Source organism: Frigidibacter oleivorans (assembly GCF_003993775.1).
GTDB classification, from domain to species: domain Bacteria; phylum Pseudomonadota; class Alphaproteobacteria; order Rhodobacterales; family Rhodobacteraceae; genus Frigidibacter; species Frigidibacter oleivorans.
The window spans coordinates 38,035-63,807 of the sequence record NZ_RJRZ01000014.1; the positions used below are offsets into that span (position 1 = coordinate 38,035).

At 69.8% G+C, this 25,773-nt stretch carries 23 protein-coding genes; 15 read left to right on the forward strand and 8 right to left on the reverse strand.

What is annotated here, in order from left to right:
* The first annotated feature begins 12 nt into the window (after positions 1-12).
* Together EEY80_RS15310 and coaD are read left to right on the forward strand one after the other, a co-directional pair.
* Positions 13-447, forward strand: coding sequence for a CBS domain-containing protein (locus EEY80_RS15310; RefSeq protein WP_126977901.1), 435 nt, complete (start codon positions 13-15; stop codon positions 445-447).
* A gap of 135 nt (positions 448-582) precedes the next feature.
* Positions 583-1,080 carry a pantetheine-phosphate adenylyltransferase gene (gene coaD / locus EEY80_RS15315; protein ID WP_126977903.1) on the forward strand — a complete coding sequence of 166 codons (498 nt, stop codon included), beginning with the start codon at positions 583-585 and terminating at the stop codon, positions 1,078-1,080.
* Here coaD and EEY80_RS15320 read toward each other — a convergent pair.
* Positions 1,077-3,797 carry a cation:proton antiporter gene (locus EEY80_RS15320; protein ID WP_126977905.1) on the reverse strand — a complete coding sequence of 907 codons (2,721 nt, stop codon included), beginning with the start codon at positions 3,795-3,797 and terminating at the stop codon, positions 1,077-1,079. The genes coaD and EEY80_RS15320 overlap by 4 nt on opposite strands.
* Positions 3,798-4,033: 236 nt before the next feature.
* Between EEY80_RS15320 and EEY80_RS15325 the strand changes: the two genes are divergently transcribed.
* Positions 4,034-4,522 carry a VOC family protein gene (locus EEY80_RS15325; protein ID WP_205749139.1) on the forward strand — a complete coding sequence of 163 codons (489 nt, stop codon included), beginning with the start codon at positions 4,034-4,036 and terminating at the stop codon, positions 4,520-4,522.
* Between the two features lie 39 nt (positions 4,523-4,561).
* Positions 4,562-5,179, forward strand: coding sequence for a YdeI/OmpD-associated family protein (locus tag EEY80_RS15330; RefSeq protein WP_126977907.1), 618 nt, complete (start codon positions 4,562-4,564; stop codon positions 5,177-5,179).
* Here EEY80_RS15330 and EEY80_RS15335 read toward each other — a convergent pair.
* Positions 5,176-6,156, reverse strand: a complete 981-nt coding sequence (locus EEY80_RS15335; protein WP_126977909.1) for a DUF808 domain-containing protein — start codon at positions 6,154-6,156, stop codon at positions 5,176-5,178. The genes EEY80_RS15330 and EEY80_RS15335 overlap by 4 nt on opposite strands.
* A gap of 243 nt (positions 6,157-6,399) precedes the next feature.
* Between EEY80_RS15335 and gap (EEY80_RS15340) the strand changes: the two genes are divergently transcribed.
* The 3 genes from gap (EEY80_RS15340) (at position 6,400) to gap (EEY80_RS15345) (ending at position 8,702) form a co-directional block, all read left to right on the forward strand.
* The gene (gene gap / locus EEY80_RS15340; protein ID WP_126977911.1) at positions 6,400-7,404 is read left to right on the forward strand and encodes a type I glyceraldehyde-3-phosphate dehydrogenase; all 1,005 of its coding nucleotides are present in this window, start codon (positions 6,400-6,402) and stop codon (positions 7,402-7,404) included.
* 45 nt (positions 7,405-7,449) lie between these two features.
* A complete protein-coding gene (locus EEY80_RS20150; protein WP_164738276.1) occupies positions 7,450-7,593 on the forward strand; it encodes a hypothetical protein in 144 nt (47 codons plus the stop codon).
* 107 nt (positions 7,594-7,700) lie between these two features.
* Complete coding sequence (gene gap / locus EEY80_RS15345; RefSeq protein ID WP_126977913.1) at positions 7,701-8,702, forward strand: type I glyceraldehyde-3-phosphate dehydrogenase; 1,002 nt, start codon at positions 7,701-7,703, stop codon at positions 8,700-8,702.
* A gap of 78 nt (positions 8,703-8,780) precedes the next feature.
* Here gap (EEY80_RS15345) and tkt read toward each other — a convergent pair whose 3' ends face one another.
* Positions 8,781-10,799, reverse strand: a complete 2,019-nt coding sequence (gene tkt, locus EEY80_RS15350) for a transketolase (RefSeq protein ID WP_126977915.1) — start codon at positions 10,797-10,799, stop codon at positions 8,781-8,783.
* Between the two features lie 229 nt (positions 10,800-11,028).
* On the opposite strand from tkt, the gene EEY80_RS15355 reads away from it, so the two are divergent.
* Both EEY80_RS15355 and EEY80_RS15360 read left to right on the forward strand, forming a co-directional pair.
* Complete coding sequence (locus tag EEY80_RS15355) at positions 11,029-11,604, forward strand: hypothetical protein (RefSeq protein ID WP_126977917.1); 576 nt, start codon at positions 11,029-11,031, stop codon at positions 11,602-11,604.
* Positions 11,597-11,998 carry a cell division protein ZapA gene (locus tag EEY80_RS15360; protein WP_126977919.1) on the forward strand — a complete coding sequence of 134 codons (402 nt, stop codon included), beginning with the start codon at positions 11,597-11,599 and terminating at the stop codon, positions 11,996-11,998. The genes EEY80_RS15355 and EEY80_RS15360 overlap by 8 nt, the downstream gene beginning before the upstream one ends.
* A gap of 65 nt (positions 11,999-12,063) precedes the next feature.
* Here EEY80_RS15360 and grxD read toward each other — a convergent pair whose 3' ends face one another.
* From grxD to EEY80_RS15385, 5 genes are all read right to left on the reverse strand, one after another.
* On the reverse strand, positions 12,064-12,468 hold the full coding sequence (grxD, locus tag EEY80_RS15365; protein WP_126977921.1) for a Grx4 family monothiol glutaredoxin: 405 nt from the start codon (positions 12,466-12,468) through the stop codon (positions 12,064-12,066).
* 58 nt (positions 12,469-12,526) lie between these two features.
* Positions 12,527-12,769, reverse strand: a complete 243-nt coding sequence (locus tag EEY80_RS15370) for a BolA/IbaG family iron-sulfur metabolism protein (RefSeq protein WP_126977923.1) — start codon at positions 12,767-12,769, stop codon at positions 12,527-12,529.
* A 119-nt stretch (positions 12,770-12,888) separates the two neighbouring features.
* Positions 12,889-15,048, reverse strand: coding sequence for a phosphoribosylformylglycinamidine synthase subunit PurL (gene purL / locus EEY80_RS15375; RefSeq protein ID WP_126977925.1), 2,160 nt, complete (start codon positions 15,046-15,048; stop codon positions 12,889-12,891).
* A 306-nt stretch (positions 15,049-15,354) separates the two neighbouring features.
* Positions 15,355-15,783, reverse strand: a complete 429-nt coding sequence (locus EEY80_RS15380) for a hypothetical protein (protein WP_126977927.1) — start codon at positions 15,781-15,783, stop codon at positions 15,355-15,357.
* Positions 15,784-16,173: 390 nt separating this feature from the next.
* Positions 16,174-17,082: a LysR family transcriptional regulator gene (locus EEY80_RS15385; RefSeq protein WP_126977929.1), complete on the reverse strand. Its 909-nt coding sequence runs from the start codon at positions 17,080-17,082 to the stop codon at positions 16,174-16,176.
* Between the two features lie 180 nt (positions 17,083-17,262).
* Between EEY80_RS15385 and EEY80_RS15390 the strand changes: the two genes are divergently transcribed.
* From EEY80_RS15390 to ccmE, 6 genes are all read left to right on the forward strand, one after another.
* Positions 17,263-20,676: an indolepyruvate ferredoxin oxidoreductase family protein gene (locus EEY80_RS15390; RefSeq protein WP_126977931.1), complete on the forward strand. Its 3,414-nt coding sequence runs from the start codon at positions 17,263-17,265 to the stop codon at positions 20,674-20,676.
* Between the two features lie 159 nt (positions 20,677-20,835).
* Positions 20,836-21,708 carry a lysophospholipid acyltransferase family protein gene (locus tag EEY80_RS15395; protein ID WP_126977934.1) on the forward strand — a complete coding sequence of 291 codons (873 nt, stop codon included), beginning with the start codon at positions 20,836-20,838 and terminating at the stop codon, positions 21,706-21,708.
* Between the two features lie 27 nt (positions 21,709-21,735).
* A complete protein-coding gene (locus tag EEY80_RS15400) occupies positions 21,736-22,548 on the forward strand; it encodes a glutamate racemase (protein ID WP_126977936.1) in 813 nt (270 codons plus the stop codon).
* Positions 22,549-23,288: 740 nt separating this feature from the next.
* Complete coding sequence (locus tag EEY80_RS15405) at positions 23,289-24,059, forward strand: hypothetical protein (RefSeq protein WP_126977938.1); 771 nt, start codon at positions 23,289-23,291, stop codon at positions 24,057-24,059.
* 139 nt (positions 24,060-24,198) lie between these two features.
* A complete protein-coding gene (argC, locus tag EEY80_RS15410) occupies positions 24,199-25,227 on the forward strand; it encodes an N-acetyl-gamma-glutamyl-phosphate reductase (protein ID WP_126977940.1) in 1,029 nt (342 codons plus the stop codon).
* A 9-nt stretch (positions 25,228-25,236) separates the two neighbouring features.
* Positions 25,237-25,680 carry a cytochrome c maturation protein CcmE gene (gene ccmE, locus EEY80_RS15415; RefSeq protein WP_126977942.1) on the forward strand — a complete coding sequence of 148 codons (444 nt, stop codon included), beginning with the start codon at positions 25,237-25,239 and terminating at the stop codon, positions 25,678-25,680.
* Positions 25,681-25,773 lie beyond the last annotated feature (93 nt).

Here is a 25,773-nt window from a genome sequence, read left to right on the forward strand (position 1 = left end):
AGGAGGACTCGCATGCTGGTGCAGCAGATTCTGAAGGCCAAGGCCGATGACGGGGTGGTGACGGTCGCCCCCGGCTGGAACCTCGCCGCGGTGGCCGAGGTCCTGTCGGCACGCCGGATCGGCGCGGTGGTGGTGTCGAGCGACGGCAAGACGGTGCAGGGCATCCTGTCGGAACGCGACATCGTGCGCGAACTGGGCCGGCGCGGCACGACCTGCCTGACCGATGCCGTCGATCAGGTGATGACCCGCACCATCGTCACCTGCACCCGGTCCGACACCGCCCAGCATGTGCTGGAGCGGATGACGGCGGGCCGGTTCCGGCACATGCCGGTCGTCGAGGATGGCGAGATGGTGGGCCTGATCTCGATCGGCGACATCGTGAAGGCGCGGCTCGAGGAGCTGGAGACCGAGCGCGAGGCGCTGACCGGGATGATCATGGGCAACTGACGCCCGCGGCCGGTCCGGGCCTCGGGCGGCGGGTATCGCTGCGCTTGCATTCCGGCACGGGCTGTTGTTCCGTGCCGGCCGGGGGCGGCGCGGGCGGGCGCAGGGAGACCTCCAGACAGGCCTCCGGAGGAGCTCATGCGCATCGGCCTTTACCCCGGCACCTTCGATCCGGTGACGCTCGGCCATATCGACATCATCCAGCGCGCGGCCCGGCTGGTGGACAGGCTGGTGATCGGCGTCGCGATCAACCGCGACAAGGGGCCGATGTTCACGCTCGAGGAACGGGTGGCGATGGTGGGCGCGGAATGCGCCGCCATCGCCAAGACCTCGGGGACCGAGATCCTCGTGCATCCGTTCGAGAACCTGCTGATCGACTGCGCCCGCGACGTGGGCGCCAGCGTGATCGTGCGCGGGCTGCGGGCGGTGGCGGATTTCGAATACGAATTCCAGATGGTGGGCATGAACCGGGTGCTCGATTCCCGGGTCGAGACGGTGTTCCTGATGGCCGATGCCCGGCGGCAGGCGATCGCCTCGAAGCTGGTGAAGGAGATCGCCCGCCTCGGCGGCGACGTGTCGCAATTCGTGCCGGCCGCCGTGGACGTCGCGCTGCGCGAGCGGCTGGCCCGCGCCTAGGAGGCGGCCGCGGGGCGCGGCGCGGGTTCTGGTGCCGGCTCTGGTTCGGGGTTCGCCGCGCTGCCGGTTCCGGCGGGCGGGGGCGCGTCGGAGGCGGCCTCCGGCGGTGCATCCGGCGGTTCGCTCCCCTCCGCCTGCGGCAGCGCCGGCCCCGGCAGATCGGCGGGCGCGCCGGGTGCCGCATCGGCCGCCAGCGGCGCGGGCTGCGGCATCTCTCGCCCGCCGAACAGCACGGGATCGACCTTGACCCCGCGCCGCGCCGCGCTGTCCACCACTGCCTGGCGCAGTTCCGGGCTCTGGTCCAGCAGCTTGCGGAACCGCGTCTCGTCCAGCGCCAACAGCGTGCAGGGCGTGATCGCCACCACCTGCGCCCGCCGCCGGACCCGCGCCAGCAGCGCGAGCTGCCCGAACATCTCGCCCCGGCCCAGCCGGTGCCGGGTGCTGGCGGTGATCGCCTCCACCGCGCCCGAGGCGATGAACCAGACCTGCCGGGGCGGCGCATCGCGGGGCAGGATCACCTGACCGGGCCGGGCATAGACGGTGCGCAGCCGGCGCGCCAGCATCCGGCGCACGCCTTCGTCCAGTTCCGAAAACAGCGGAAACTGCGCCACAAGGTCCGACTTCTGCAGCTTCAGGTCCAGCGTCGGCCGTTCCGCCAGCCTGCCGCGCCGCCGGCCGATCTCTTCGGCGAGCCGGGCGCGCAGTTCCGGGCCGATCAGCCCGTCCTCGGTCAGCGCGTCGTATTCGCGTTCTTCCAGCTGCAGGGTGGTGCGGCGGATCAGGCGGCGTTCCAGCGTCTCGGCATAGCCGGGGAATTGCAGGCGCAGGCCTTCCAGCTCTTTCTGGACCTCTTCCTGCCGGCGCTCCAGCAGCTCGTGCAGCAGTTCGGCCACCCGCCGGCCGTGGATGCGGTAGATGCGGTCGTCGATGAAACCGTGCAGCTGCGGCAGGATCATCCCGAGCGCCACCAGTGCCTCGAACCGGTCCTCGGTCAGGCGGGCGAGGGGGCGGCCCATGCCGGTGCGGTTGTGCAGGGCGCTCGCCAGCCGGTGCAGCCGGCCCGGCGCCAGCGCCTTGCGCGCCGCGGCGCGATAGGCGTTGCGGCCGCCGATCCGCGTCGCCTCGATCACCCCGTCGGCCCCGGCCAGCAGCCGTTCGGCCAACTGCGCCGGAATGACCTGCGCCCGGAATTCCTCGAGGATCAGGTCGCGCTCGCGCCCCGCCAGCGCCACCAGACCCAGCGTGATCCGGTCGCGGTCCTGGATCTCCTGCGCCTCGTCGGCCTGGCGCACCGCATCGTCCAGCCGCTCGCCGAAGCGCTTGGCCTCCTCGCGCACGATCTCGCGCGTCAGGCCGAAGTCGCGGGCGGTTTCCGCCACGCCCTCGCGCACCGTCTGCAGCGCGACGGCGATGACCTGCCGGCTGAGCGCGCGGTCGATCGGCGACAGCAGGTCCAGCCCCAGCCGGTGGATGACCCATCTGAGCGTCGTGCCCTGCACGATCAGCGTGAACAGGGTGAAGCCGGTGGCGACGATGCCGACCATCCGCTTCACGTCGGCGGGGACGAACCGGCTTTCGGTCACCGCCAGCGCCAGCGCCAGCGTCACCGCGCCGCGCAGCCCGCCCCAGAGGATCGCCAGCCGGTAGGGCCGTTCCACCCGCGGCGACAGGCGCAACAGCGTCAGCAGCGGCAGCACCCCGAACAGGATCATCGCCCGGGCCGCCAGCGCCGCCAGCGCCACCACGCCCACCAGCACCAGATCGAAGGCCTGCACGGTGGACAGAAGCCGCGGGATCAGGAGCGCGGCGAGGATGAAGATCAGCGAGCCCGCCCAATGGGCCAGCAGGTCCCATGTATCGCGCAAAAGAGCCGTCAGCGCCGGCGAAAAGCGACCCGGCGCCATCAGGTTCATCACCAGCCCCGCCGCGACCACGCCGACGACGCCCGAGGCCGCCAGCAGCTGTTCGGCGCCGATATAGGTCAGATAGGGCAGTGCGACCGAGACCGAGATCTGTCCCAGCGGGTGATCCGGCATCCGCGCCATCAGCCCCACCGCCAGCCGCGCCGCGACGATCCCGGCCAGTGCCCCGCCCGCGAGGATCCAGGGAAAGCGCAGCAGGCCGCCGGCGAGGTCGGCATCCTGCCCCACCACGGTGACGAAGCCGAGGAACAGCCCGAACAGGGCGATGGCGGCGGCGTCGTTCAGCAGGCTCTCGCCCTCGACGATGCGGGCCAGCCGCTGTGGCGCGGCCGTGGCGCGGAAGATCGACACCACCGCCGACGGATCGGTCGTCGAGACGATGGCGCCGATCAGCAGGCAGGCGGCCAGCGGCAATCCGGCGAAGGGCAGCAGCGCCAGCCCGATCACCACCGTCGCCACCAGCACCGCCAGCACCGCCAGCACGAGGATCGGCACCCAGTCGTCGAGGATGCGGCGCAGGTTCAGCCCCAGTGAGACCTGAAAGACCAGTGTCGGCAGAAAGACATAAAGGAAGACGTTCGACCGGATCGGCAGGTTCAGGATCGCCAGCGCCAGCGGGTTCAGCGCATCGGTCAGGTCCGTCCGCCAGAAGAAGGTCGCCGCCGCGCCGATGGCCACGCCCACCGCGGCCAGGATCACCGTATAGGGCAGGCGCAGCCGCGCCGCCAACGGCTCGCACAGGCCGATGACCATGAACAGCGCGGCAGTGACGGCGACGATCACGAGAAGGTCCATACCTGTCGATAGCGCGCATGGCCCCGGCCGGTAAGTCCTTGGCCGCCCTGTTGGGGATAAGTTTTCGTGACGGGCGTGAAACATGCCGCCGCAAGGCGCGGCCGGCGGTGCGACCGGCGCGAAGGCGGGCAGGGCGGGGATGATCGGCGGCCGGATGCCGGCCGGACCGCGCGCCCCCTTGCGCCCGGGCCGGTCCTGACGCTCAATCCCGCCCGTGGATCAGGGAGGATCGCGCGATGATGCCCAAGAACACCGTCTGCATCTGGTATGACACCGAAGCCGAGGCCGCCGCCCGCTTCTATGCCGAAACCTTCCCCGACAGCGCCGTCCATGCCGTAAACCGCGCCCCGTCAGACTTTCCCGGCGGAACGGCGGGGCAGGTGCTGACGGTGGACTTCACCGTGGCGGGGCTGCGCTGCATCGGGCTGAACGGCGGCCCGGTCTTTCCGCAGACCGAGGCCGTCTCGTTCCAGATCGCCACCGACGACCAGGCGGAAACCGACCGCTACTGGACCGCCATCGTCGGCAATGGCGGGCAGGAAAGCGCCTGCGGCTGGTGCAAGGACCGCTGGGGCGTCAACTGGCAGATCACCCCCCGCGTGCTGACCGACGCAATGGCCGCGGGCGGGGATCAGGCCGCGCGGGCCTTCGCCGCGATGATGACCATGCGCAAGATCGACGTGGCGGCGATCGAGGCCGCTGTCGAGGCAGCGCGCCGGGGCTGAGACCCGGCTCGACCCACCGGCCACCCGCGAGGCAGCCCGATGATCACCGAGATCGAGGAGTATTTCACCAAGGGCTGCGGCCGCTGCCCCCGCTTCGATACCGCCGACTGTTCCACCCGTCACTGGGCGGCGGGGCTGGCGGAACTCCGGCGGCAATGCCGGGCGGCGGGGCTGGCCGAGACGGTGAAATGGGGGCATCCCTGCTATATGCATGCGGGGCGCAACATCGCGATCCTCGGCGCCTTTCGCGGCGATTTCCGGCTGAGCTTCTTCGATGCCGCGCTGCTGTCCGATCCCGAGGCGGTGCTGGAACCGCAGGGGCCGAACAGCCGCCCCGACATGATCCGCTTCACCGACGATGCGCAGCCCGCCGCGATGGCGCCGGTGATCGGCGCCTATCTGGCCGAGGCGATGGGCCATGCCGAACGGGGGACCAGGCCGCCGAGACGCGCCGAGGAGGTGGATCTGCCCGAGGAACTGCTGGACGCGCTCGACGCCGACATCGCGCTGGCCGAGGCCTTTCGCGCCCTGACGCCGGGCCGGCAGCGCAGCTACGCGATCCACCTCGCCTCGGCCAAGACCTCGGCCACCCGCACCGCCCGGATCCTGCGGGCGCGCGACCGGATCCTTGCCGGCAAGGGCGCGAACGAGCGCTAGTGCCCGCCGGCCGTTCCCGGCTTCTTGCCCCGGACCGCCGCCACCGCCGGTTCGATCACCCGCGCCGCGACCGGGATCAGCAGCATGCCGAGGATCAGCCCGAAGATGCCGTCGAAGAAGGCGGTGACCGCCCAATGGACGAAGCCGCCCGCCACCGGCAGCGCATGGGCCGCCACCTCGGCCATGTGCTCAATGGCATGGCCGGGCTGGGTCAGGCCGAATTCCTCCAGCCCGTGGATGACGATGGCGCCGCCCACCCAGATCATCGCCGCCGTGCCCACGACCGACAGCACCGCCATCAGCCGCGGCATCGCCCGGACCAGCCCCCGGCCCAGACCCCGGCCCGCGCCGGTCCGCGCCTCGCGCGCCAGATGCAGGCCCACATCGTCCATCTTCACGATCAGCGCGACGCCGCCATAGACCAGCGCGGTGATCGCCACGCCCACCACGGCCAGCGTCACCGCCTGCATCACGAAGCTGCCCGGCCCGATCTCGTTCAGGGCGATGGTCATGATCTCGGCCGACAGGATGAAATCGGTCTTGATCGCGCCCGCGACCTTCTCTTCTTCCAGATGCGCGGGGTCCTTCACGTCCAGATCGCGTTCGACCATCGCGGCGGGATGCGGGAACAGCCAGTGATGGACCTTCTCCGCCCCCTCGAAGCACAGATAGGCGCCGCCGACCATCAGCAGCGGCGTGATCGCCCAGGGGGCGAAATGCGACAGGATCAGCGCCAGCGGCAACAGGATGACCAGCTTGTTGCGCAGCGACCCCAGCGAGATGCGCCAGATGATCGGCAGTTCGCGGCTGGCCTCGAAGCCGTGGACGTATTTCGGCGTCACCGCCGCGTCGTCGATGACCACGCCCGCGGCCTTCATCCCGGCCTTGCCGGCCATGCCCGCCACATCGTCGACCGAGGCGGCCGCCGCCTTGGCGATGCCCGCCACGTCATCGAGAAGCGCCAGAAGACCGCTCATGCCCGCATCCGTCCTGTTGCCGGGCACGCGCGCCCCTTTCGGGAAGCCTAGCGCAAGCACCGCCGGCTGCAAGGCCGTGCCGCGCCGCGGCATCGGCGGCCCGGGACGGTGCCGTCGTTAGCGCCACCAGCCGATGTTTTCGCTAACATGTTGATCTGGCGGGTTTTCTGCGGTGCAGCCCCGGGTTATATGCAGCAGACTATCGCGCGATCGGCCCCGTTGCGGCCCGGACAGGAGAGCCTGATGACCATCACCGTCGGAATCAACGGCTTTGGCCGGATCGGCCGCTGCACGCTTGCCCATATCGCCGAGGCCGCGCGCAACGACGTGCAGGTGGTCCGCATCAACGCCACCGGCCCGATCGAGACCAACGCCCATCTGCTGAAATACGACAGCGTCCACGGCCGTTTTCCGGGGCCGGTCAAGGTGACGGGCAGCACGCTGGACCTGGGCCGCGGCCCGATCGAGGTCATGTCCACCTATGAACCGCGCGAGCTGGACTGGGAGGGCGTGGACGTGGTGCTGGAATGCACCGGCAAGTTCAACGACCGCGAGGCGGCGGCGGTGCACCTGACCCGCGGCGCCAAACGGGTGCTGGTCTCGGCCCCGGCGAAGAATGCCGACAAGACCGTGGTCTATGGCGTCAACCACCGCAGCCTGACGCCCGACCATCTGGTCGTGTCGAACGGCTCCTGCACCACCAACTGCCTCGCGCCGCTGGCCAAGGTGCTGAACGACGCCATCGGCATCGAGTCGGGGATCATGACCACGATCCATTCCTATACCGGCGACCAGCCCACGCTCGACCGCCGCCACAAGGACCTCTATCGCGCCCGCGCCGCAGCGATGGCGATGATCCCCACCTCGACCGGGGCGGCCAAGGCCATCGGCGAGGTGCTGCCGGAACTGAAGGGCCGGCTCGACGGCTCGGCGATCCGGGTGCCCACGCCCAATGTCTCGGCGGTGGACCTGACCTTCGTGGCGGGCCGCGACGTGACCGTGGCCGACGTGAACGAGATCGTGCGCGAGGCGGCGGCGGGGCATATGGGCCATGTGCTGGCCTACGATCCGGAACCGAAGGTCTCGATCGACTTCAACCACACCACGCATTCGTCTATCTTCGCCCCGGACCAGACCAAGGTCGTGGGCGGCCGCACCGTCCGCGTGCTGGCCTGGTACGACAACGAATGGGGTTTTTCCTGCCGGATGGCCGATGTGGCCGGGGCGATGGGGCGGCTCCTGCACTGAGGAACCGCCGGGGGCATCGTCCCCCGCCCATGCCACCGGGTGACCATGACCGACCGGATCGCTCTCGTCCTCGGCATCCTGATCGCGCTCGTCTTCGTCATCGACGCGCTGGCCTTCGGCGGCAGCCTGCCCCTGTTCCTGGGGCGGCGCCTGGCAGGGCTGATCGAGTATCTCGCCTTCTGGAGATAGCCGCGCTAACCTCCGCCTTGACCTTTCCGGCGCTGGCTGGATGTTAGCGCCAACGGCGCGCGGCGACGGCCCGCGCGCCGCAGCGGCAATTGCCAGAGGAGACGGACATGACGGTCAAGGTGGCGATCAACGGCTTCGGTCGGATCGGGCGCAACGTGCTGCGCGCGATCGTGGAATCGGGGCGCACCGACATCGAGGTGGTGGCGATCAACGATCTGGGCCCGGTCGAGACCAACGCCCATCTGATCCGCTTCGACAGCGTGCATGGCCGCTTTCCGGGTGAGGTGACGACGGGCGAGGACTGGATCGACGTGGGCCGCGGCCGGATGAAGGTGACGGCGGTGCGCAACCCCGCCGAACTTCCCTGGGACGGGGTGGACATCGCGCTGGAATGCACCGGCATCTTCGCCGACCGCGACAAGGCGGCAGCGCATCTGCAGAACGGGTCCAAGCGGGTGCTGGTCTCGGCCCCGGCGACGGGCGCCGACAAGACCATCGTCTTCGGCGTCAATGACGGCTCGCTGACGGCCGGGGACCTGGTGGTGTCGAACGCCTCCTGCACCACCAACTGCCTCGCCCCGGTGGCCAAGGTGCTGAACGACTCCATCGGCATCGCCAAGGGCTTCATGACCACGATCCACAGCTATACGGGCGACCAGCCGACGCTCGACACGCTGCACAAGGACCTGTACCGCGCCCGCGCCGCGGCGATGAGCATGATCCCCACCTCGACCGGCGCGGCCAAGGCCGTCGGTCTGGTCCTGCCGGAACTGAAGGGCCGGCTCGACGGCGTGTCGATCCGGGTGCCGACGCCCAATGTCTCGGTCGTGGACCTGACCTTCGAGGCGGCGCGCGAGACCACGGTCGAGGAGATCAACGCCGCAATCCGCGGTGCGGCGGACGGCCCGCTGAAGGGCATCCTCGGCTATACCGACCGGCCGAACGTGTCGATCGACTTCAACCACGACCCCCACAGCTCGACCTTCGCGATGGACCAGACCAAGGTCATGGAGGGCACCTTCTGCCGCATCCTGACCTGGTATGACAACGAATGGGGCTTCTCGAACCGGATGAGCGACACCGCCGTGGCGATGGGCAAGCTGATCTGATCCCAAAGGGGGGCGGCCTTCGCGCCGCCGCCCCATCGCGGCACGGGCGCGGCGACGGATGCCGCCGCGCCGCTGGCGTCAGAGCAGCGCCTTCACCTTCGCCGCCACCGCCTCGGCGGTGATGCCGAACTCGCGGTACAGCGTCTCGGCCGGGGCCGAGGCGCCGAAGCCCTCCATCCCCACGAAACCGGCCTTGGCCTCTTTGCCGCGCTCGGCCAGCAGCCAGCGGTCCCAGGGCATGCGTACCGCCGCCTCGACCGCGACGCGTACCGGGCCGGCGGGCAGCACCTTGCGCCGCCAGGTCTCGTCCTGCGCGGCGAACAGCTCCATGCAAGGCATGGACACGACGCGGGTGCCGATGCCCTCGGCCTCCAGCAGGTCGCGCGCCTTCATCGCCAGTTCGACCTCCGACCCCGTCGCCATGACGATCGCCTGACGCTTGCCCGTCGCCTCGGCCAGCACATAGCCGCCGCGGGCGGTCAGGTTCTGGTTCGTGTGCTCGCGCCGCAGGGTCGGCAGGTTCTGCCGGCTCAGCGCCAGCACCGAGGGCGTGCGTTCGGCCGTCAGCGCCAGTTCCCAGGCCTCGGCGGTCTCGATCACGTCGGCGGGGCGGAAGGTCCAGGTGTTGGGCGTGGCGCGGCAGATCGCCAGATGCTCGACCGGCTGGTGGGTCGGCCCGTCCTCGCCCAGACCGATGGAGTCATGCGTCATCACATAGACCGCCGGCACGCCCATCAGTGCCGACAGCCGCATCGCCCCCCGCGCATAGTCGGTGAAGCAGAAGAAGGTGCCGCCATAGGGCCGCACGCCGCCATGCAGCCACAGCCCGTTCATCGCGGCGGCCATGCCATGTTCGCGGATGCCGTAATGGATGTAGCGGCCCTTGCGGTCGGTGGCGCTGAAGACGCCCAGATCGGCGGTCTTGGTCAGGTTCGACCCGGTCAGGTCGGCCGAACCGCCAAGCGCCTCGGGCACCACCGGGTTGACCGCGGCCAGCACCATCTCGCTCGCCTTGCGGGTGGCGACCTTCGGCGCGGCTTCGGACTGGGCCTTCTTGAAGGCGCGGATCGCGCCGGACAGCTTCTTGGCCATCCCGCCCGACATCTGCCGTTCGAACTCCGCCCGCTTGTTGGCCGGCAGCTCTGCCAGCCGGCCTTCCCAGGCGGCGCGTTCGGCACCGCCGCGCGATCCGATCTCCAGCCAGGCGGCGCGGATGTCCTCGGGGATCTCGAAGGCACCGTGCGGCCAGCCGTACAGATCCTTGGTCGCCGCGATCTCGGTATCGCCGAGCGGCGAGCCATGGGCGGCATAGCTGTCGGCCTTGGTGGGCGCGCCAAAGCCGATGATCGTCTTGCAATCGACCATCACCGGGCCCTCGGCGGCCTTCGCTTCGGTCAGGACGCGGTCGATATCTTCGGGGTCATGGCCGTCGCAATGCAGCACCGTCCAGCCCGAGGCGGCGAAGCGGGCGCGCTGGTCGGTCGAATCCGACATCGACACCCGGCCGTCGATGGTGATGTCGTTGTTGTCCCACAGCACGATCAGGTTGTTCAGCTTCAGGTGGCCCGCCAGGCCGATCGCCTCCTGGCTGATGCCCTCCATCAGGCAGCCGTCGCCCGAGATGACCCAGGTGCGGTGATCGACGATCTTCTTGCCGAAGCGCGCCTGCAGCGACTGTTCGGCGATGGCCATGCCCACGGCGGTGGCGATGCCCTGGCCCAGCGGGCCGGTCGTCGTCTCGATCGCCTCGACCAGGAAATTTTCCGGGTGGCCCGCGGTCAGCGCGCCCCATTGCCGGAAGGACTTGATCTGGTCCAGCGTGATCTGCGCATCGCCGCACAGGTGCAGCAGGCCATAGATCAGCATCGAGCCATGGCCCGCCGACAGCACGAAACGGTCGCGGTCGGCCCAGTGCGGCGCGGTCGCGTCGAACTTCAGATGCTTGCCGAACAGCACGGTCGCGACATCGGCCATGCCCATCGGCATGCCGGGATGGCCGGAATTGGCGGCCTGCACCGCATCCATGGCCAGCGCGCGCAGGGCGGCGGCCTTCATCCAGTGATCGGGGTGGCGCGCGCGCAGCGTGGCGATATCCAAGGCAGGCGTCCTTCGGCAGGGGTGGTCGCGTTTGCGCGTTCAATAGCAGCAACGCCCCCGATATCAAGCGCGGCGGGACGGAACGGCGGCGGAGAGCCGGCGAAACCGGGGGTAAACCCCCGGCCACTTTCCGCTAAGATCGCGTGAAACGCCCACGGCGTCCGATTCGCCAGCAGGCGGCGACAAGGGGACCGGCGGGCCGAACGACACCCGGAACGGGGATGAGCGGATGAGTGACATTACCGAACTGGAACGGCGGCTGAGCGCCGCGCTCGACCGTATCGGCGCGGGGCTGGACGATCTGGCGGCGCGGCCCCGGCCGGGCCCGGGCGAGGCGCCGGTCATGGCGCCCGTCGCGGCGCCCGACGCAGGCCCCGGCGATCACGGCGGCGAGTTCAACGGCGACGAACGCGGCGCGGCCGAAGCCGAGATCGCCGCGCTGCAAGAGGCGCTGGAGGCCGAGCGCACCGCCAACAAGCAGCTGACCGAGCGCGTGCGCGCCATCCGCGAACGGCAGGAAACGGCGGTGGCGGCGCTGGAACAGCGGGTGCAGCGGCTGACGGAACTGCTGGACCGGGGCGGGGCGGAATCGGCGCGGCTGCGCCGGGCCAACGGCCAGCTGCGCGAGATGAACCAGAGCCTGCGCGCCGCGATGGAACAGGGCCTGCCGGAGCCGCATCTGATCAACCGCGCGATGATGGCGGAGCTGGAGGGCCTGCGCGCGGTGCGCGCCGCCGAGGCGGCCGAGATCGACGAGATCCTGTCGGAACTGCGGCCCCTGATCGGCGAGGTGAGCCATGCCTGAGATCACGATCCATATCGGCGGGCGGGATTTCGCCGTCGCCTGCCAGGACGGCGAGGAGCCCTTCCTGCAGGCCGCGGCAGCGATGCTGGACGGCGAGGCGCAGTCGCTGACCGGCCAGTTGGGCCGGATGCCCGAGGCGCGGATGCTGCTGATGGCGGGGCTGATGCTGGCCGACCGCACCGCCGGTCAGGATGAACGGCTGGCGGCGGCCGAGGCGCGGGCGGCGGCGGCCGAGGCGGCGCTGGCCGCGATCAAGGCCGATCCGCCGCGGGTCGAGGTGCCGGCGATCCCGCAGATCGTCATCGATACGCTGGCGGAACTGGCCGCGCGGGCCGAGGCGCTGGCGGACAGGGCCGAGGAACAGGCGGCAGAGGATCAGGCGGCACCCGTCTGACGGCAGCGGTTCCAAGGCGGCGGTGCGACGGCGGGGGCGGGGGCTTGGCGGCCCCCGATCCCGGGTCAGGCGTTGGCTTCGCGGATCTTGTCGGCGGCGGCCTTGTCATAGGGCACGCCGGCCTGTTCGAACAGCGCGTCGAGCTCGCCGGACAGCGTCATCTCGGTGATGATGTCGCAGCCGCCCACGAACTCGCCCTTCACATACAGCTGCGGGATCGTCGGCCAGTCGGAGAAATCCTTGATCCCCTGACGGATCGACGGGTCGGCCAGCACGTCGACATCGGCGAAATCGACGCCCATGTAGTTCAGGACGCCCGCGACGCGGCTGGAAAAGCCGCATTTCGGCATCGACTTGCTGCCCTTCATGAACAGCACCACGGCATTGGTCCCGATCAGGCTGCGGATGCGGTCCAGCGCGGGATTGTCGGCGGTTGCGTCGGCGGTGACTTCGGGGGTTGCTTCGGACATGGGGTTTCCTCGGGTGGGGCCGCGCGCCCCGGGGGCGGCGGCCGAGTGGGGTGGTCCCTCAGGCGGGAACCTTCGTCGTCAGCGCAAGCGCGTGCAGCGCGCCGTTCGGACCGTCCATCTTGCCTTTCAGCGAGGCGTAGACCGCCCGCTGCTGCTGCACCCGGTTCATGCCGCGGAAGCTTTCGTCCACGACCTCGGCCGCCCAGTGGTTGCCGTCGCCGGCGAGGTCGGTGATCGTGATTTTCGCATTCGGGAAGCTCTCGCGGATGAGGGCCTCGATGTCATGCGCTTCCATCGCCATGGGTGGAGTCCTTGCTGCCTGATGCCCAAGATGTAGCCCTTGCGCCGGAACGGGACAAGGGCCGCGCCGGCCCGAATGCCGCCGGGCGGGCCATGGACAGGGCCGGTGCCGGGGGCGGATCAGGCCACCGCCGCCGCGAAGGCCCCGCGATAGAGCGCCGAGAGTTCCGCCAACGCCGCGTTGTCGCCGCCGAGGCTGACCGCGTCGCCGCCGAACCGGCCGACCCGCGCCACGGGCACGCCCGCCGCCGCGGCCGCAGCCTCCAGCGCCTCGGCCCCCGCGGCGTCGCAGGCGACCAGATAGCGGGCCTGATCCTCGCCGAAGAGGGTGGCGATGTCGGCGGGGTCCAGCGTCACGCCCAGACCCGCCGCCTCTGCCATCTCGAAGGCGGCCAGCGCCATCCCGCCATCCGACAGGTCGGTTGCGGCGCGCAGATGCGCGCGGTTGGCCTGCAGGAAGGTGCCGTGGCGGCGCTCGGCCTCCAGATCCACGGGGGGCGCGTCGCCCGCCTCGATCCCGAAGGCCTCGGCCAGCAGCGCCGACTGGCCCAGATGGCCTTCGGTCGTGCCGATCACCAGCGCCAGATCGCCGTCGCCCGGCAGGCCCGCGATGATGTCGGCGGTGGAGGCCAGCAGACCCACGGCGCCGATGGTCGGGGTGGGCAGGATCGGCTGGCCGTCGGTTTCGTTGTAAAGCGACACGTTGCCCGACACGATCGGGAAGTCGAGCGCGCGGCAGGCTTCGCCGATGCCCTGGATCGCGCCGACGAACTGGCCCATGATCTCAGGCTTTTCGGGGTTGCCGAAGTTCAGGTTGTCGGTCGCGGCAAGGGGCGTCGCACCCACGGCGATCAGGTTGCGCCACGCTTCGGCCACCGCCTGCTTGCCACCCTCGAACGGATTGGCGCGGACATAGCGGGGGGTAACGTCGCTGGTGAAGGCCAGCGCCTTGCCCGAGCCGTGAACGCGGACGATCCCCGCGCCCAGACCCGGCGCGCGGATCGTGTCGGCCATCACCGTGGTGTCGTACTGTTCCCAGACCCAGCCCTTGTGCGCATGGGAGGGCGCGCCGATCAGCGCCCTGAGCGCGTCGATGGCGCCGATACGCGGCACCGGGCCAAGCGGCGCGGCCGGCGGCGTCTCGACCCAGGGCCGGTCGTATTCAGGCGCGTTCGAGGACAGTTTCGACAGCGGCAGGTCGGCCTTCACCTCGTTGCCGTGCAGGATCAGGAAGCGGTCCTCGGGGATCGTCTCGCCCACGATGGCGAAGTCCAGATCCCATTTCTCGAAGATCGCCCGCGCCTCGGCCTCGCGTTCGGGCTTCAGCACCATCAGCATCCGTTCCTGGCTTTCCGAGAGCATCATCTCGTAGGCCGTCATGTTCTTCTCGCGCTGCGGCACGTCGTCGAGCTGCAGCCGGATGCCGAGCCCGCCCTTGTCGCCCATCTCGACCGCCGAACAGGTCAGCCCCGCCGCACCCATGTCCTGGATCGAGATCACCGCGCCCGAGGCCATGAGTTCGAGGCAGGCCTCCAGCAGCCGCTTTTCGGTGAAGGGGTCGCCCACCTGCACCGTCGGGCGCTTCTCCTCGATGGTATCGTCGAATTCGGCGCTGGCCATGGTCGCGCCGCCGACGCCGTCGCGCCCGGTCTTGGCCCCCAGATAGACGACGGGCATCCCCACGCCCGAGGCGGCGGAATAGAAGATCGCGTCGGTCTCGGCCAGGCCCGCCGCGAAGGCATTCACCAGGCAGTTGCCGTTGTAGGAGGGGTGAAAGCGCACCTCGCCCCCCACGTTCGGCACGCCGAAGGCATTGCCATAGCCGCCGATGCCCTCGACCACGCCCTTGACCAGATGCGCGGTCTTGGGATGCGAGGGCGCGCCGAAGCTCAGCGCGTCCATGGCGGCGATGGGCCGGGCGCCCATGGTGAACACGTCGCGCAGGATGCCGCCCACCCCGGTCGCCGCGCCCTGATGCGGCTCGATGTAAGAGGGGTGGTTGTGGCTTTCCATCTTGAAGATCACCGCCTGCCCGTCGCCGATATCGACGACGCCGGCATTCTCGCCCGGGCCGCAGATCACCTGCGGGCCGGTGGTGTGCAGGGTCCGCAGCCATTTCTTCGACGACTTGTAGGAACAGTGCTCGTTCCACATCGCCGAGAAGATGCCGAGTTCGGTGAAGGTCGGGGGGCGGCCGATGATGTCGAGGATCCGCTGGTATTCGTCGGCCTTCAGGCCATGGGCGGCGATCAGCTCGGGGGTGATCTGCGGGTCCTGCATGAATCCGTCCTTGCATCGGGGGCGCGGGTAAAGTGCGGCGCATCTCTAGGGGATGCGCCGGATGCAGGAAAGGGGGTTGTGCCGGCCCGGGCCGCAAATGGCGCGGCGGGCGATAGCCGGGGTGGGGTGAAGACGCCGGGGTGGGGTGAAGACATGGAAAAGGCGCGCACCCGAGGTGCGCGCTCTGTTCCCGCAACGGTCCACCGCGAAGCGGCGTGCCGGAGTGCCGGGACCGTGGCCCCGGCCATTCCCGGACGTCTCCCGCAGGACGCCGCAGGGATCGGCGGGCGAACCCGCCGAAAACCGTCAGTTCATTTGCACCGAGCTTTCGAATTCGGTCCGGCTCATCGGCACCATGTAGCGGCCGTCGCTGTCCATCGAGGGCGACTCGGTCAGCGTCAGCGTGCCTTCGCCCGACATGCCCATCGCGGTATCCGGGGTCAGCACGATGACCGTGCTGCCGCCGTCGACGGTCGCGCTGCTGACAGTGCCCAGGACCACGCCGTCGCTCGACACCACGGTGCCGCCGGCCATGTTGCCGAGATCGCTCGCGGTGGTCATCGAGTTCTGCGGTTCGGCCGCGGCGCTGGTGCCGGCGGTGTTGCCGTCCTGCGCGGGCACGGATTCCTGTTCGGCATCGGTGTTCTGCGCGGTGGCCGCGATCGGCGCGGCGACCAGCCCGGCGATGGCGAGGGGGGCGAGCGAGGCGGCGAGGGTCTTGCGGAGGTCGATCATCTGATTTCCCTTTCTGATCCTTGCGGCTGCGTCGCCCCGGAACCTCTCGGGTGCCTCGGGGACCGGCAGCACGGGCCGGGGTGGCGCCGTTTCAGCAAAGAAATGATCGGGACGGGGCGCAGTTCCTTCACGCCGCCGTGAGCGCACCGGCCCGCGCGGGTGCATCGGCCGCGCAGCGCGAAAAAAAAGGCCGAGCCTAAGCTCGGCCGAAGTCCAACAGGGAGGTATGAAGTCGCGCAGAGTTTCCTCACGAACGCGTCTTCGCAGATGCATTTATGGGCAGTGTATGAACATATCAAGGCGAAAGGCCCGAGCTGCGCGCAGGTCCGCTATGCGCGGCGGGAATACCACAGGTTGTGGCTCGCCGCGCGGCGGGCAGCTGCGACCGGCTCAGCCCTGGCCCGCCTCGTCGATCTGCCGCTTGCGATAGGCAAGGATTTCCTCGGTCACGAAATCGCGGAACGCGCCCACGCGCTTCGACTGGCGCAGCTCCTCGGGATAGGCGAGGAAGACCGGCACCTCTGCCGACAGCACCTCGGGCAGGACATGCACCAGATGCGGGAAATCGTCGGTCAGATAGTCGGGCAGCACCCCGATGCCCACGTTGTTCAGCACGCCCTGCAACACGCCGAAATAGTTGTTCACGAACAGATGCGACGGGATGTCGAAGCCCATCAGCTTCTGCACCAGCAGCGCCCCGGCCGCCACCTGCACCGAGGTCGGGTTCTGGCAGATCAGCCGGTGGTTCTGGATGTCCTCCAGCCGTTCCGGGGTGCCGCGCGCCTCCAGATAGGCCTCGGTCGCGTAAAGGCGCATGCGGATGTTCAGCAGCCGCTTGCGGATCAGGTCGGCCTGGCTCGGCTCCTTCATCCGGATCGCCACATCCGCCTCGCGCATCGGCAGGTCGAGCACGCGCTCTTCCAGCATCAGGTCGATGGTCAGGTCGGGATAGCGTTCGTAAAGCTTGGTCAGCCTGGGGGCGAGCCACAGCGTGCCGAAGCCCATCGTCGCCGTGACCTTCAGCGTGCCATAGACCTCTTCCTCGCTGTCGCGGATGCGCGCGGCGGCGGCATCGAGCCGCTTGGTCATCGAGCGCGTCGCCTCGAACAGCAGCTCGCCCTGTTCGGTGAGAATCAGCCCCCGCGCGTGGCGGTGGAACAGGGTGGTGTTCAGGCTCTCTTCCAGCGCGCGGATCTGGCGGGAAACCGCCGACTGGCTCAGATGCAGGGTGTCGCCGGCGTGGGTCAGGCTGCCCGCGTCTGCCACGGCGTGAAAGATTCGCAGTCTGTCCCAGTCCATCCCGATGCCTTTCATGCGCGGCCAGCGGTCGCATCTGCGCAAAGATTACATGGCTGCATTGCACCCCCTACATAGGATGCCCGGGAAAAGGAAACGGGAAAGTCTGCAAAACTTGATTTTGTAGGTCAGACTTTTTGACCTATCATCGTCCCGTGCTCATTCAGCAAGGGGAGGTGCCCAATGAGCAGGCACGATCTGGCTCGCGAGATCTCTCTCGCCGACCGCTTCGACCTGACGAAATCGCCGGTGCTCCTGAACGGGACGCAGGCGCTGGTGCGGCTGATGCTGATGCAGGCGGCCCGCGACCGCATGGCGGGGCTGGATACCGGCGGCTATGTCACCGGCTATCGCGGCTCGCCGCTCGGCGGGGTGGACCTGCAGATGGACCGGGCGCGCAAGCAGCTGTCGGAGGCGGGCGTCCTGTTCCAGGAGGGGCTGAACGAGGATCTGGCGGCGACGGCGATCTGGGGCACCCAGCAGGCGGAACTGCGCGGCGAGGGGCGCAAGGACGGGGTCTTCGCGCTGTGGTACGGCAAGGGGCCGGGGGTGGACCGCACCGGCGACGTGATGCGCCATGCCAACATGGCCGGCAGTTCGCGCCATGGCGGGGTGCTGATGGCGATGGGCGACGACCATACCGGCGAATCCTCGACGGTGCTGCACCAGTCCGACTGGGCGATGGTCGATGCCTATATCCCGGTGCTCAGCCCCGCCGGCGTGCAGGAGATCCTCGATTACGGGCTCTACGGCATCGCGCTCAGCCGGTTCGCCGGGATGTGGGTGGGGCTGAAGACGATGAAGGACACGGTCGAGGCCACCGCCGTCGTCGATGGCCGGCCCGAGCGGATGCGCTTCGTCACGCCGGATTACCCGCTGCCCGAGGGCGGGCTGAACATCCGGCTGGGCGACACGCCCGTGGCGCAGGAAGCGCGGATGATCGACCACAAGCGCTTTGCCGCCGAAGCCTTCGCCCGCGCCAATGGCATCGACCGCCGGGTCTGGGGCCGGCCGGGGGCGAAGATCGGCTTCGTCGCGGCCGGCAAGAACTGGCTCGACCTCGTCCATGCGCTGTCGCTGCTTGGGCTCGACCCGGCCGAGGCGGAACGGCTGGGGATCACCACCTACAAGGTCGGCCAGACCTGGCCCCTGGACATGCGCAGCTTCCACGACTGGGCCGAGGGGCTGGACCTGATCGTGGTGGTCGAGGAAAAGCGCAAGCTGATCGAGGTGCAGGTCAAGGAGTCGATCTTCGACGACCGCCGCGGCCGGCGCGTCCATGGCTGGAAACATGCGGGCACCGGGGCGGAGCTGTTCCCGACGCGCTTCGCGCTCGACCCCGTGGGTATCGCCGAAAAGATCGGCGGCATCCTGGTCGAGGAAGGGCGCGGCATCGACGCGGTGCGCGCGGGCCTTGCCCGCATTGCCGAGGCGCGGCGCGCCGACAACGCGCCCGAGATCGCGCAGCGCCAGCCCTGGTTCTGTTCGGGCTGCCCGCATAACACCTCCACCCGCCTGCCGGAGGGCGCGCGCGCCTATGCGGGCATCGGCTGCCACTACATGGTGCAGTGGATGGACCGCGAGACGACGGGCTTCACCCATATGGGCGGCGAGGGCGCGAACTGGATCGGCGAGGCGCCGTTCTCGACCCGCGACCACATCTTCCAGAACCTCGGCGACGGCACCTACAACCATTCCGGGGTGCAGGCGATCCGCGCCGCGCTCGCCGCCGGGGTGAACATCACCTACAAGATCCTGTTCAACGACGCCGTGGCGATGACCGGCGGGCAAAGGAACGAGGGCGGGCTGACCGCCGACCGGATCGTGCGGGAATTGCTGGCGATGGGCGTGGGCCATGTGGCCGTGGTCCATGACGAGAAGGAAGAGGTGGACCTGTCGCGCTTCCCCAAGGGGATCGAGGTGGTGGAACGGGCCGGGCTGATGCCGCTGCAGGACCGCTTCGCGCGCATCCCCGGCGTGTCGGCCATCGTCTATATCCAGACCTGCGCCGCCGAAAAGCGCCGCCGCCGCAAGCGCGGCACCTTCCCGGACCCGGATCGCCGCGTCTTCATCAATCCCGATGTCTGCGAGGGCTGCGGCGATTGCGGGGTGCAGTCGAACTGCGTGTCGATCGTGCCGCTGGACACCGCCTTCGGGCGCAAGCGGGCCATCGACCAATCCTCCTGCAACAAGGACTTCTCCTGCCTGAACGGTTTCTGCCCCAGCTTCGTCACGCTGGAGGGCGCGAAGCCCCGCAAGCGCGCGGCGGCAGAGCTGTCGCTGCCCGACCTGCCGGACCCGGCGCTGCCGGCGATCCGGGGCACGCATAACACCGTGCTGACCGGGGTGGGCGGCACCGGCGTGGTGACGGTGGGCGCGGTGCTGGCGATGGCCGCGCATCTGGACGGTCTGGGCGTCGGCATGATGGAAATGGCGGGTCTGGCGCAGAAGGGCGGCGCCGTGCACATCCACCTGCGCATCGCCGAACGGCCCGAGGACATCAGCGCGATCCGCGTCGCCGTGGGCGAGGCCGATTGCGTGGTGGGCGGCGATCTGGTGGTGACGGCGGGGGCCAAGACGCTGGGCCTGATGGCCGAGGGCCGCACCGGCGCCGTGGTCAACAGCCACGAGATCATCACCGGCGCCTTCACCCGCGACCGCGATTTCCGCCTGCCCTCGGGCCGGCTGCGGCTGTCGCTGGAGGCGCGGCTGCGCGAGGGGGTGAGTTTCCTCGATGCGACGCGGCTGGCCGAACGCGCCCTTGGCGATTCCATCTATTCCAACATGCTGGTGCTGGGGGCCGCCTGGCAGCGCGGGCTGCTGCCGCTGTCGGCCGCGGCGATCCGCCGCGCCATCGAGATGAACGGCGCGGGGGTGAAGGGCAACCTCGCTGCCTTCGAGATCGGGCGCTGGTCGGCGGTCGATCCTGCGGCAGCGGCGGCGCTGCTGGCCGATCCGGCCCCCGCCGGAACGCCCGCGCCGGACGCGGTGGCCCTACGCGCCCGGCATCTGGAGGACTATCAGGATGCGGCGCTGGCCCGGCGCTATCGCGACTTCGTCGCCCGCGCGCCGGAACCGCTGCGCGCCGCCGTGGCCGAGGGCTATCACAAGCTGCTGGCGTACAAGGATGAATACGAGGTGGCCCGGCTGCATCTGGACACGCTCGACAAGGCGCGGGTGGAATTCGAGGGCGAGTTTCGCCCGGTCTTCCACCTCGCGCCGCCCTTCCTGCCGGGCAAGGATGCGGCGGGCCGGCCGCGGAAGCGCGCCTTCGGGGCATGGATGCTGCCCGCCTTCCGCCTGCTGGCGGGGATGAAGCGGCTGCGCGGCACGCCGCTCGACCCGTTCGGGCGGACGGCAGAGCGGCGGATGGAACGGCGGCTGATCGCGGAATACGAGGCCGACATGGCCGAGGTCTTTGCCGGCTACGATCCCGACCGCCATGACACGGCCGAGGCGCTCGCCCGGCTGCCGCTGGCGATCCGCGGCTTCGGCCCGGTGAAGGAGGCCGCGGCGGCGGCGGCGGCCAGCGAACGCGCGGCGCTGCTGGCGGCCTTCCGCGCCCCGCCCGCGCCCCTGCGCCACGCCGCCGAATAGGCGCGCGATGGGGCAGGGCGGCCCCAAACGTGCGGCGGCGGCGGTCTTTCCGTGGCGGGGCCGCCGCCGCAGCCCCCAACCGCGCGGGGTCACGTCAATTTTTCTCGCCCGACTCGCGCGTTCCGGCTACGACACGTTCGGGATTTGACGGCACGGCCCATGACCAGACAGATTGCGCGCGAGATCAGTTACGCCTCTTCGGCCCGCTCCCGCGGCGGGCGCACCCTGATCCGGGTGGTCGAGAACGCGACCGGGCGTCTGGGGCTGATCCGCCGCGCGGCGGGCTATGAGCTGGAGGTGGCGAACGGCCGCGACTTCTGGCAGGTGATGGCCGAACGCTATGGCCTGTCGCTGAAGGTCATCGGCGGCAGCCTGTCGGACATTCCGGCCACCGGGCCGCTGATCCTGATCGCCAACCATCCCTACGGAATCCTCGACGGGCTGATGATGGGGCTGATCCTCAGCCATACCCGCGGCGATTTCCGCATCCTCGCCAATTCGGTCTTCCGCCGGGCCGAGGATCTGAACCGGATCGTGCTGCCCATCTCCTTCGAGGACACGAAAGAGGCGCAGCGCCAGAACCTCGAGACCCGGGCCGAGGCGCTGCGCTATCTGAAGGCGGGCGGGGCGATCGGCATCTTCCCCGGCGGCACGGTCAGCACTGCCGCGCGGCCCTTCGGCCGGCCGATGGACCCGGGCTGGCGCAACTTCACCGCGCGGATGGTGGGCAAGTCGCAGGCGACGGTGGTGCCGCTGTTCTTCAACGGCCACAATTCCCGCCTGTTCCAGCTGGCCAGCCACCTGCACATGACGCTGCGGCTGGCGCTGCTGATCAAGGAATTCCGCGCCCGGGTGGACGAACCGGTCGAGGTGGTGGTGGGCCGGCCGATCCCGGCGGCCGATATCGCCGCCCGTGCCGGCGACCCCAAGGCGATGATGGATTTCCTGCGCCGCGCGACGTATCAGTTGAGCCCGAAGCCCTTGGACACCTACGATCCGGGCTATGAGTTCGAGGCAAAATACCGCGCCTGATCCCGGCGGCGGGGAACAGGGGCAGACATGGCGGTGGGCGTTTTCGATTCCGGTCTCGGCGGGCTGACGGTGCTCGAGGCGCTGCAGGCGCGGCTGCCCTCGGTGCCCTTCGTCTATCTGGGCGACAGCGCCCATGCCCCCTATGGCGTCCGCACCGCCGAGGACATCTTCCACCTGACCTGCGCCGGGGTGGAACGGCTGTGGGACGAGGGCTGCGATCTGGTGATCCTTGCCTGCAACACCGCCTCGGCCGCCGCGCTGAAGCGGATGCAGGAGACCTGGGTGCCGCAGGACAAGCGGGTGCTGGGCGTCTTCGTGCCGCTGATCGAGGCGCTGACCGAACGCAACTGGGGCGACAACACGCCCCCGCGCGAGGTGGCGGTCAAGCATGTGGCGCTGTTCGCGACCCCCGCCACCGTCGCCAGCCGCGCCTTCCAGCGGGAACTGGCCTTCCGCGCCATCGGCGTGGATGTCGAGGCGCAGCCCTGCGGCGGCGTGGTCGACGCGATCGAGACGGGCGACGAGATCCTGGCCGAGGCGCTGGTGAAAAGCCATGTCGAGGCGCTGCTGCGCCGGATGCCGAAGCCCGATGCCGCGATCCTCGGCTGCACCCATTACCCGCTGATGGAACATGCCTTCCAGGCGGCGCTCGGCCCCGATGTGCGGGTCTTCTCGCAGCCGCGGCTGGTGGCCGAGGCGACGGCGGACTACCTGCTGCGCCGGCCCGGGATGCTGGGTCCGGGCACGGCGAGCCGCTATCTGACGACCGGCCGCCCCGACAGCGTCAGCGCCCATGCGACGCAGTTCCTGCGCCGGGGCGTGCGGTTCGAGGCGGCCTAGGGGCAGGTCCGTTCGCCCCTTCTGCCGTCTGCCGTTTCATCCCTTTTCGTCATCGGAACGACCCGTCGGCGCATCCGGACCGGCGGAGGGATGGGTGCCCCCGCGCATTCTTTATTTCTGCTTCCAATTCGGTAGATGACGCCTCCGAAGGTATTGTTGTACCGTCGTCTGGATGGCGGGTTTCGGCATCTCTTGCCGGATCGTCTTTGTGCAGCGGATGGTCCTTTGCCGCTTCGATATTCAGAGATGTCGGGTTTCTTTAATTAACTGCCGCCCAATTAAAGATAACGCCGATATGCGAAAGTTTGTCGGCCCCGTCTGGGTTCTCATCGTCCCGGCAGGCCCGCATAACGTCTTGTCCTAAAGTATTTCGTGGCCATTCCTTCTCATGTTGCGCTGATTGTTTCCGCAGCGGCCTATAATCGACGGCCGAACCGGACCTCGCGCCCCACCCTCGGAAGTTCCGCGCGATTCGCGCTCCGGATCGACAGGCCGGAACCGGCGGCGTAATTGCGGCCGCATTTCCCGCTCCGGTCGCATCAGTTTCGCCGTCCTCGCGATTTTAGCGGTGTGGGCACGCGTCAATGCGCGGCTGACGTCGGGAAATCGCTTTACACCGCAAATTGGCGCGTAAATTGCATCCCGCTTTTGCGAGCGCGGTGGAATGACTGTCCCTGCCGGACGGAATTTCCGGACCCTGCCGCGCATCAGATCGGGAATTGGCAAGGAAACTGCGAACAATGACGCGCAACATGTTGAACGGACCCTCCGCCCCCGCCGCGCTCGGCCGGGCGGCCACGCTGGCGCTGGCGCTGGCGGCGATCGCCGCCGCCGCGCCCCTGCGGGCCGAGGAGCATCGCTATGACCGGGTCGCCATCGGCGGCGGCGACATGGCCGACGCGGGCACCACCGCGCTGGCGCTCAGCCAGGCGGGACTGGTCGAGACCAACCCGATGCTGGCGGGCTTCGGTCCGGCGGCGCCGCTGGCCGCGCTCGGGCTGAAATACGGCATCAAGCATGCCCTCGTCGCCTCGGGCCGCACCCCCGCCCGGGCCGAGGTGACGGTCGGCGCCGCCGGTTATGGCGCGGCCTGCGCCAACCTGATGACCGTGGCGGGCGCCGCGCTGCCGGTGGCGGTGGTGGGGCTGGTGGGCTGCCACCTGGTCGCGCACCGGCAGATGGCGCGGTCCTACGAACGGGCGACGGGCCATTCCATCGACGGGTACTCGACCGCCGCGGGGGCCGCGCATGGCAGGCTGACGGTCCGGCCGCTGATCCTGGTGACGCCGGCCACCGGCGACAGCCCGGCCGTCGTGCAGCGCGCCACCGAGGCCGCGGCGGCCCCCGCGGTGCGGATGTCCACCCGATCCGCCGACGCGCCGGCCCCGCGCCGCGCGGCCCCGCCCGTTCCGGCGGCGGGAACCGACCGGGTGACGATCGTCGTGCCGGCCCCGGGCGATACCGCGGCCCGCCCGCAGATCATCGTGCCCGCCCCGCGCTCGCGCGGCTGAGACGCGGCCGGGAACCCGGTCCCCGGCGGGGCGTCACCGCTTGCCGCGACGCCCCGCCCGTGCGAAAAGCCGCGCGACGGGGCGTGGTCCGGTCCGCCGGACCCGCCCGCCCGCACGGCAACACGCGAGGGAGCCCGCCATGACCCACCGCATCGCCATCCTCGGCGCCTCCGGCTATACCGGCGCGGAACTGGTGCGCCTGATCTCCACCCATCCCGCGATGACGGTCGTGGCGCTGTCCGGCGACCGCAAGGCGGGGATGGAGATGGGCGATGTCTTCCCGCATCTGCGCCACATCGCGCTGCCGGTGCTGCAGAAGATCGAGGACATCGACTTTTCGGGCGTGGACCTGTGCTTCTGCGCGCTGCCCCATGCCACCAGCCAGGCGGTGATCGCGGGCCTGCCGCGCGACCTGAAGGTGGTGGACCTGTCCGCCGACTTCCGGCTGCGCGATCCGGCGGATTACGAGAAGTGGTACGGGAAGCCCCATGCCGCGGTCGAGCTGCAGGCAGAGGCCGTCTATGGCCTGACCGAGTTCTACCGGGACGAGATTGCCACCGCCCGGCTGGTCGCCGGCACCGGCTGCAACGCCGCGACCGGGCAGTTCGCCATCCGCCCGCTGATCGAGGCCGGGGTGATCGACCTCGACGACATCATCCTCGACCTGAAGAACGGCGTGTCGGGCGCGGGCCGCAGCCTGAAGGAAAACCTGCTGCATGCCGAACTGTCGGGCGGCACCCATCCCTATTCTGCCGGCGGCACCCACCGCCATCTGGGCGAATTCGACCAGGAGTTCAGCAAGGCGGCAGGCCGGCCGGTGCGGGTGATGTTCACTCCGCATCTCGCGCCCTTCAACCGCGGCATCCTCGCCACCTGCTATGTGAAGGGCGAGGGGGCGGCGATCCATGCCGCGCTGGCGGCGCGCTATGCGACCGAACCCTTCATCGAGGTGCTGCCTTTTGGCGCAGTCCCCTCGACACGGGCTGTCGCCGGGTCCAATTTCGTGCATATCGGCGTGGTGGCCGACCGGATCGCCGGCCGCGCCACCGTGGTGGCCGCGCTCGACAACCTGACCAAGGGCTCGTCGGGTCAGGCGATCCAGAACGCCAACCTGATGCTGGGGATCGAGGAGACGGCGGGCCTGATGCTCGCGCCTCTCTTCCCCTGAGGGGGCAGGATGAAGGGGCTGAAGAAGAAGCGGCGGATCCAGCTGATCGTGGCGGCGATGCTGGCGCTGGCCTTGGCGACGGGGCTGGTGGGCTATGCGATGCGCGACGGCATCAACTTCTTCCGCTCGCCCAGCCAGCTGGCCACCGAACCGCCCCGCCCGGGCGAGGTGTTCCGGCTGGGCGGCCTGGTCGAGGCCGGCAGCCTGGTGCGCGGGCAGGGCGAAACCGTCAGCTTCCGCGTGACCGATGGCGGCGCGACGGTGCCGGTGCGCTATACCGGCGTGCTGCCCGACCTCTTCGGCGAGAACCAGGGCATGATCGGCACCGGCAGCATGGAGGGCGAGGTCTTCGTCGCCCGCGAAATCCTGGCCAAGCACGACGAAAGCTACATGCCCCGCGAGGTGACCGACGCGCTGAAGGAACAGGGCGTCTACCGCGAGGCAGGCAGCTGAGGGCCGGCGGGCGCCGTCTCATGTCCGGGCCGCGGCGCGACATCCCGGCGCATGGGGTTTCGCGCGGGCGCCGCCGGGCCTAGAATGATCCGC

Coding starts and splice junctions, on each gene's coding strand:
- EEY80_RS15385 (WP_126977929.1), bottom strand. CDS start 17,082: ATGGACTGGGACAGACTGCGAATCTTTCACGCCGTGGCAGACGCGGGC.
- EEY80_RS15320 (WP_126977905.1), bottom strand. CDS start 3,797: ATGGACCTTCTCGTGATCGTCGCCGTCACTGCCGCGCTGTTCATGGTC.
- EEY80_RS15355 (WP_126977917.1), top strand. CDS start 11,029: ATGAGTGACATTACCGAACTGGAACGGCGGCTGAGCGCCGCGCTCGAC.
- coaD (WP_126977903.1), top strand. CDS start 583: ATGCGCATCGGCCTTTACCCCGGCACCTTCGATCCGGTGACGCTCGGC.
- EEY80_RS15370 (WP_126977923.1), bottom strand. CDS start 12,769: ATGGCGATGGAAGCGCATGACATCGAGGCCCTCATCCGCGAGAGCTTC.
- grxD (WP_126977921.1), bottom strand. CDS start 12,468: ATGTCCGAAGCAACCCCCGAAGTCACCGCCGACGCAACCGCCGACAAT.
- EEY80_RS15395 (WP_126977934.1), top strand. CDS start 20,836: ATGACCAGACAGATTGCGCGCGAGATCAGTTACGCCTCTTCGGCCCGC.
- ccmE (WP_126977942.1), top strand. CDS start 25,237: ATGAAGGGGCTGAAGAAGAAGCGGCGGATCCAGCTGATCGTGGCGGCG.
- EEY80_RS15310 (WP_126977901.1), top strand. CDS start 13: ATGCTGGTGCAGCAGATTCTGAAGGCCAAGGCCGATGACGGGGTGGTG.
- EEY80_RS15330 (WP_126977907.1), top strand. CDS start 4,562: ATGATCACCGAGATCGAGGAGTATTTCACCAAGGGCTGCGGCCGCTGC.
- EEY80_RS15400 (WP_126977936.1), top strand. CDS start 21,736: ATGGCGGTGGGCGTTTTCGATTCCGGTCTCGGCGGGCTGACGGTGCTC.
- EEY80_RS15405 (WP_126977938.1), top strand. CDS start 23,289: ATGACGCGCAACATGTTGAACGGACCCTCCGCCCCCGCCGCGCTCGGC.
- EEY80_RS15390 (WP_126977931.1), top strand. CDS start 17,263: ATGAGCAGGCACGATCTGGCTCGCGAGATCTCTCTCGCCGACCGCTTC.
- EEY80_RS15380 (WP_126977927.1), bottom strand. CDS start 15,783: ATGATCGACCTCCGCAAGACCCTCGCCGCCTCGCTCGCCCCCCTCGCC.
- argC (WP_126977940.1), top strand. CDS start 24,199: ATGACCCACCGCATCGCCATCCTCGGCGCCTCCGGCTATACCGGCGCG.
- purL (WP_126977925.1), bottom strand. CDS start 15,048: ATGCAGGACCCGCAGATCACCCCCGAGCTGATCGCCGCCCATGGCCTG.
- EEY80_RS15335 (WP_126977909.1), bottom strand. CDS start 6,156: ATGAGCGGTCTTCTGGCGCTTCTCGATGACGTGGCGGGCATCGCCAAG.
- gap (WP_126977913.1), top strand. CDS start 7,701: ATGACGGTCAAGGTGGCGATCAACGGCTTCGGTCGGATCGGGCGCAAC.
- EEY80_RS20150 (WP_164738276.1), top strand. CDS start 7,450: ATGACCGACCGGATCGCTCTCGTCCTCGGCATCCTGATCGCGCTCGTC.
- EEY80_RS15325 (WP_205749139.1), top strand. CDS start 4,034: ATGATGCCCAAGAACACCGTCTGCATCTGGTATGACACCGAAGCCGAG.
- gap (WP_126977911.1), top strand. CDS start 6,400: ATGACCATCACCGTCGGAATCAACGGCTTTGGCCGGATCGGCCGCTGC.
- EEY80_RS15360 (WP_126977919.1), top strand. CDS start 11,597: ATGCCTGAGATCACGATCCATATCGGCGGGCGGGATTTCGCCGTCGCC.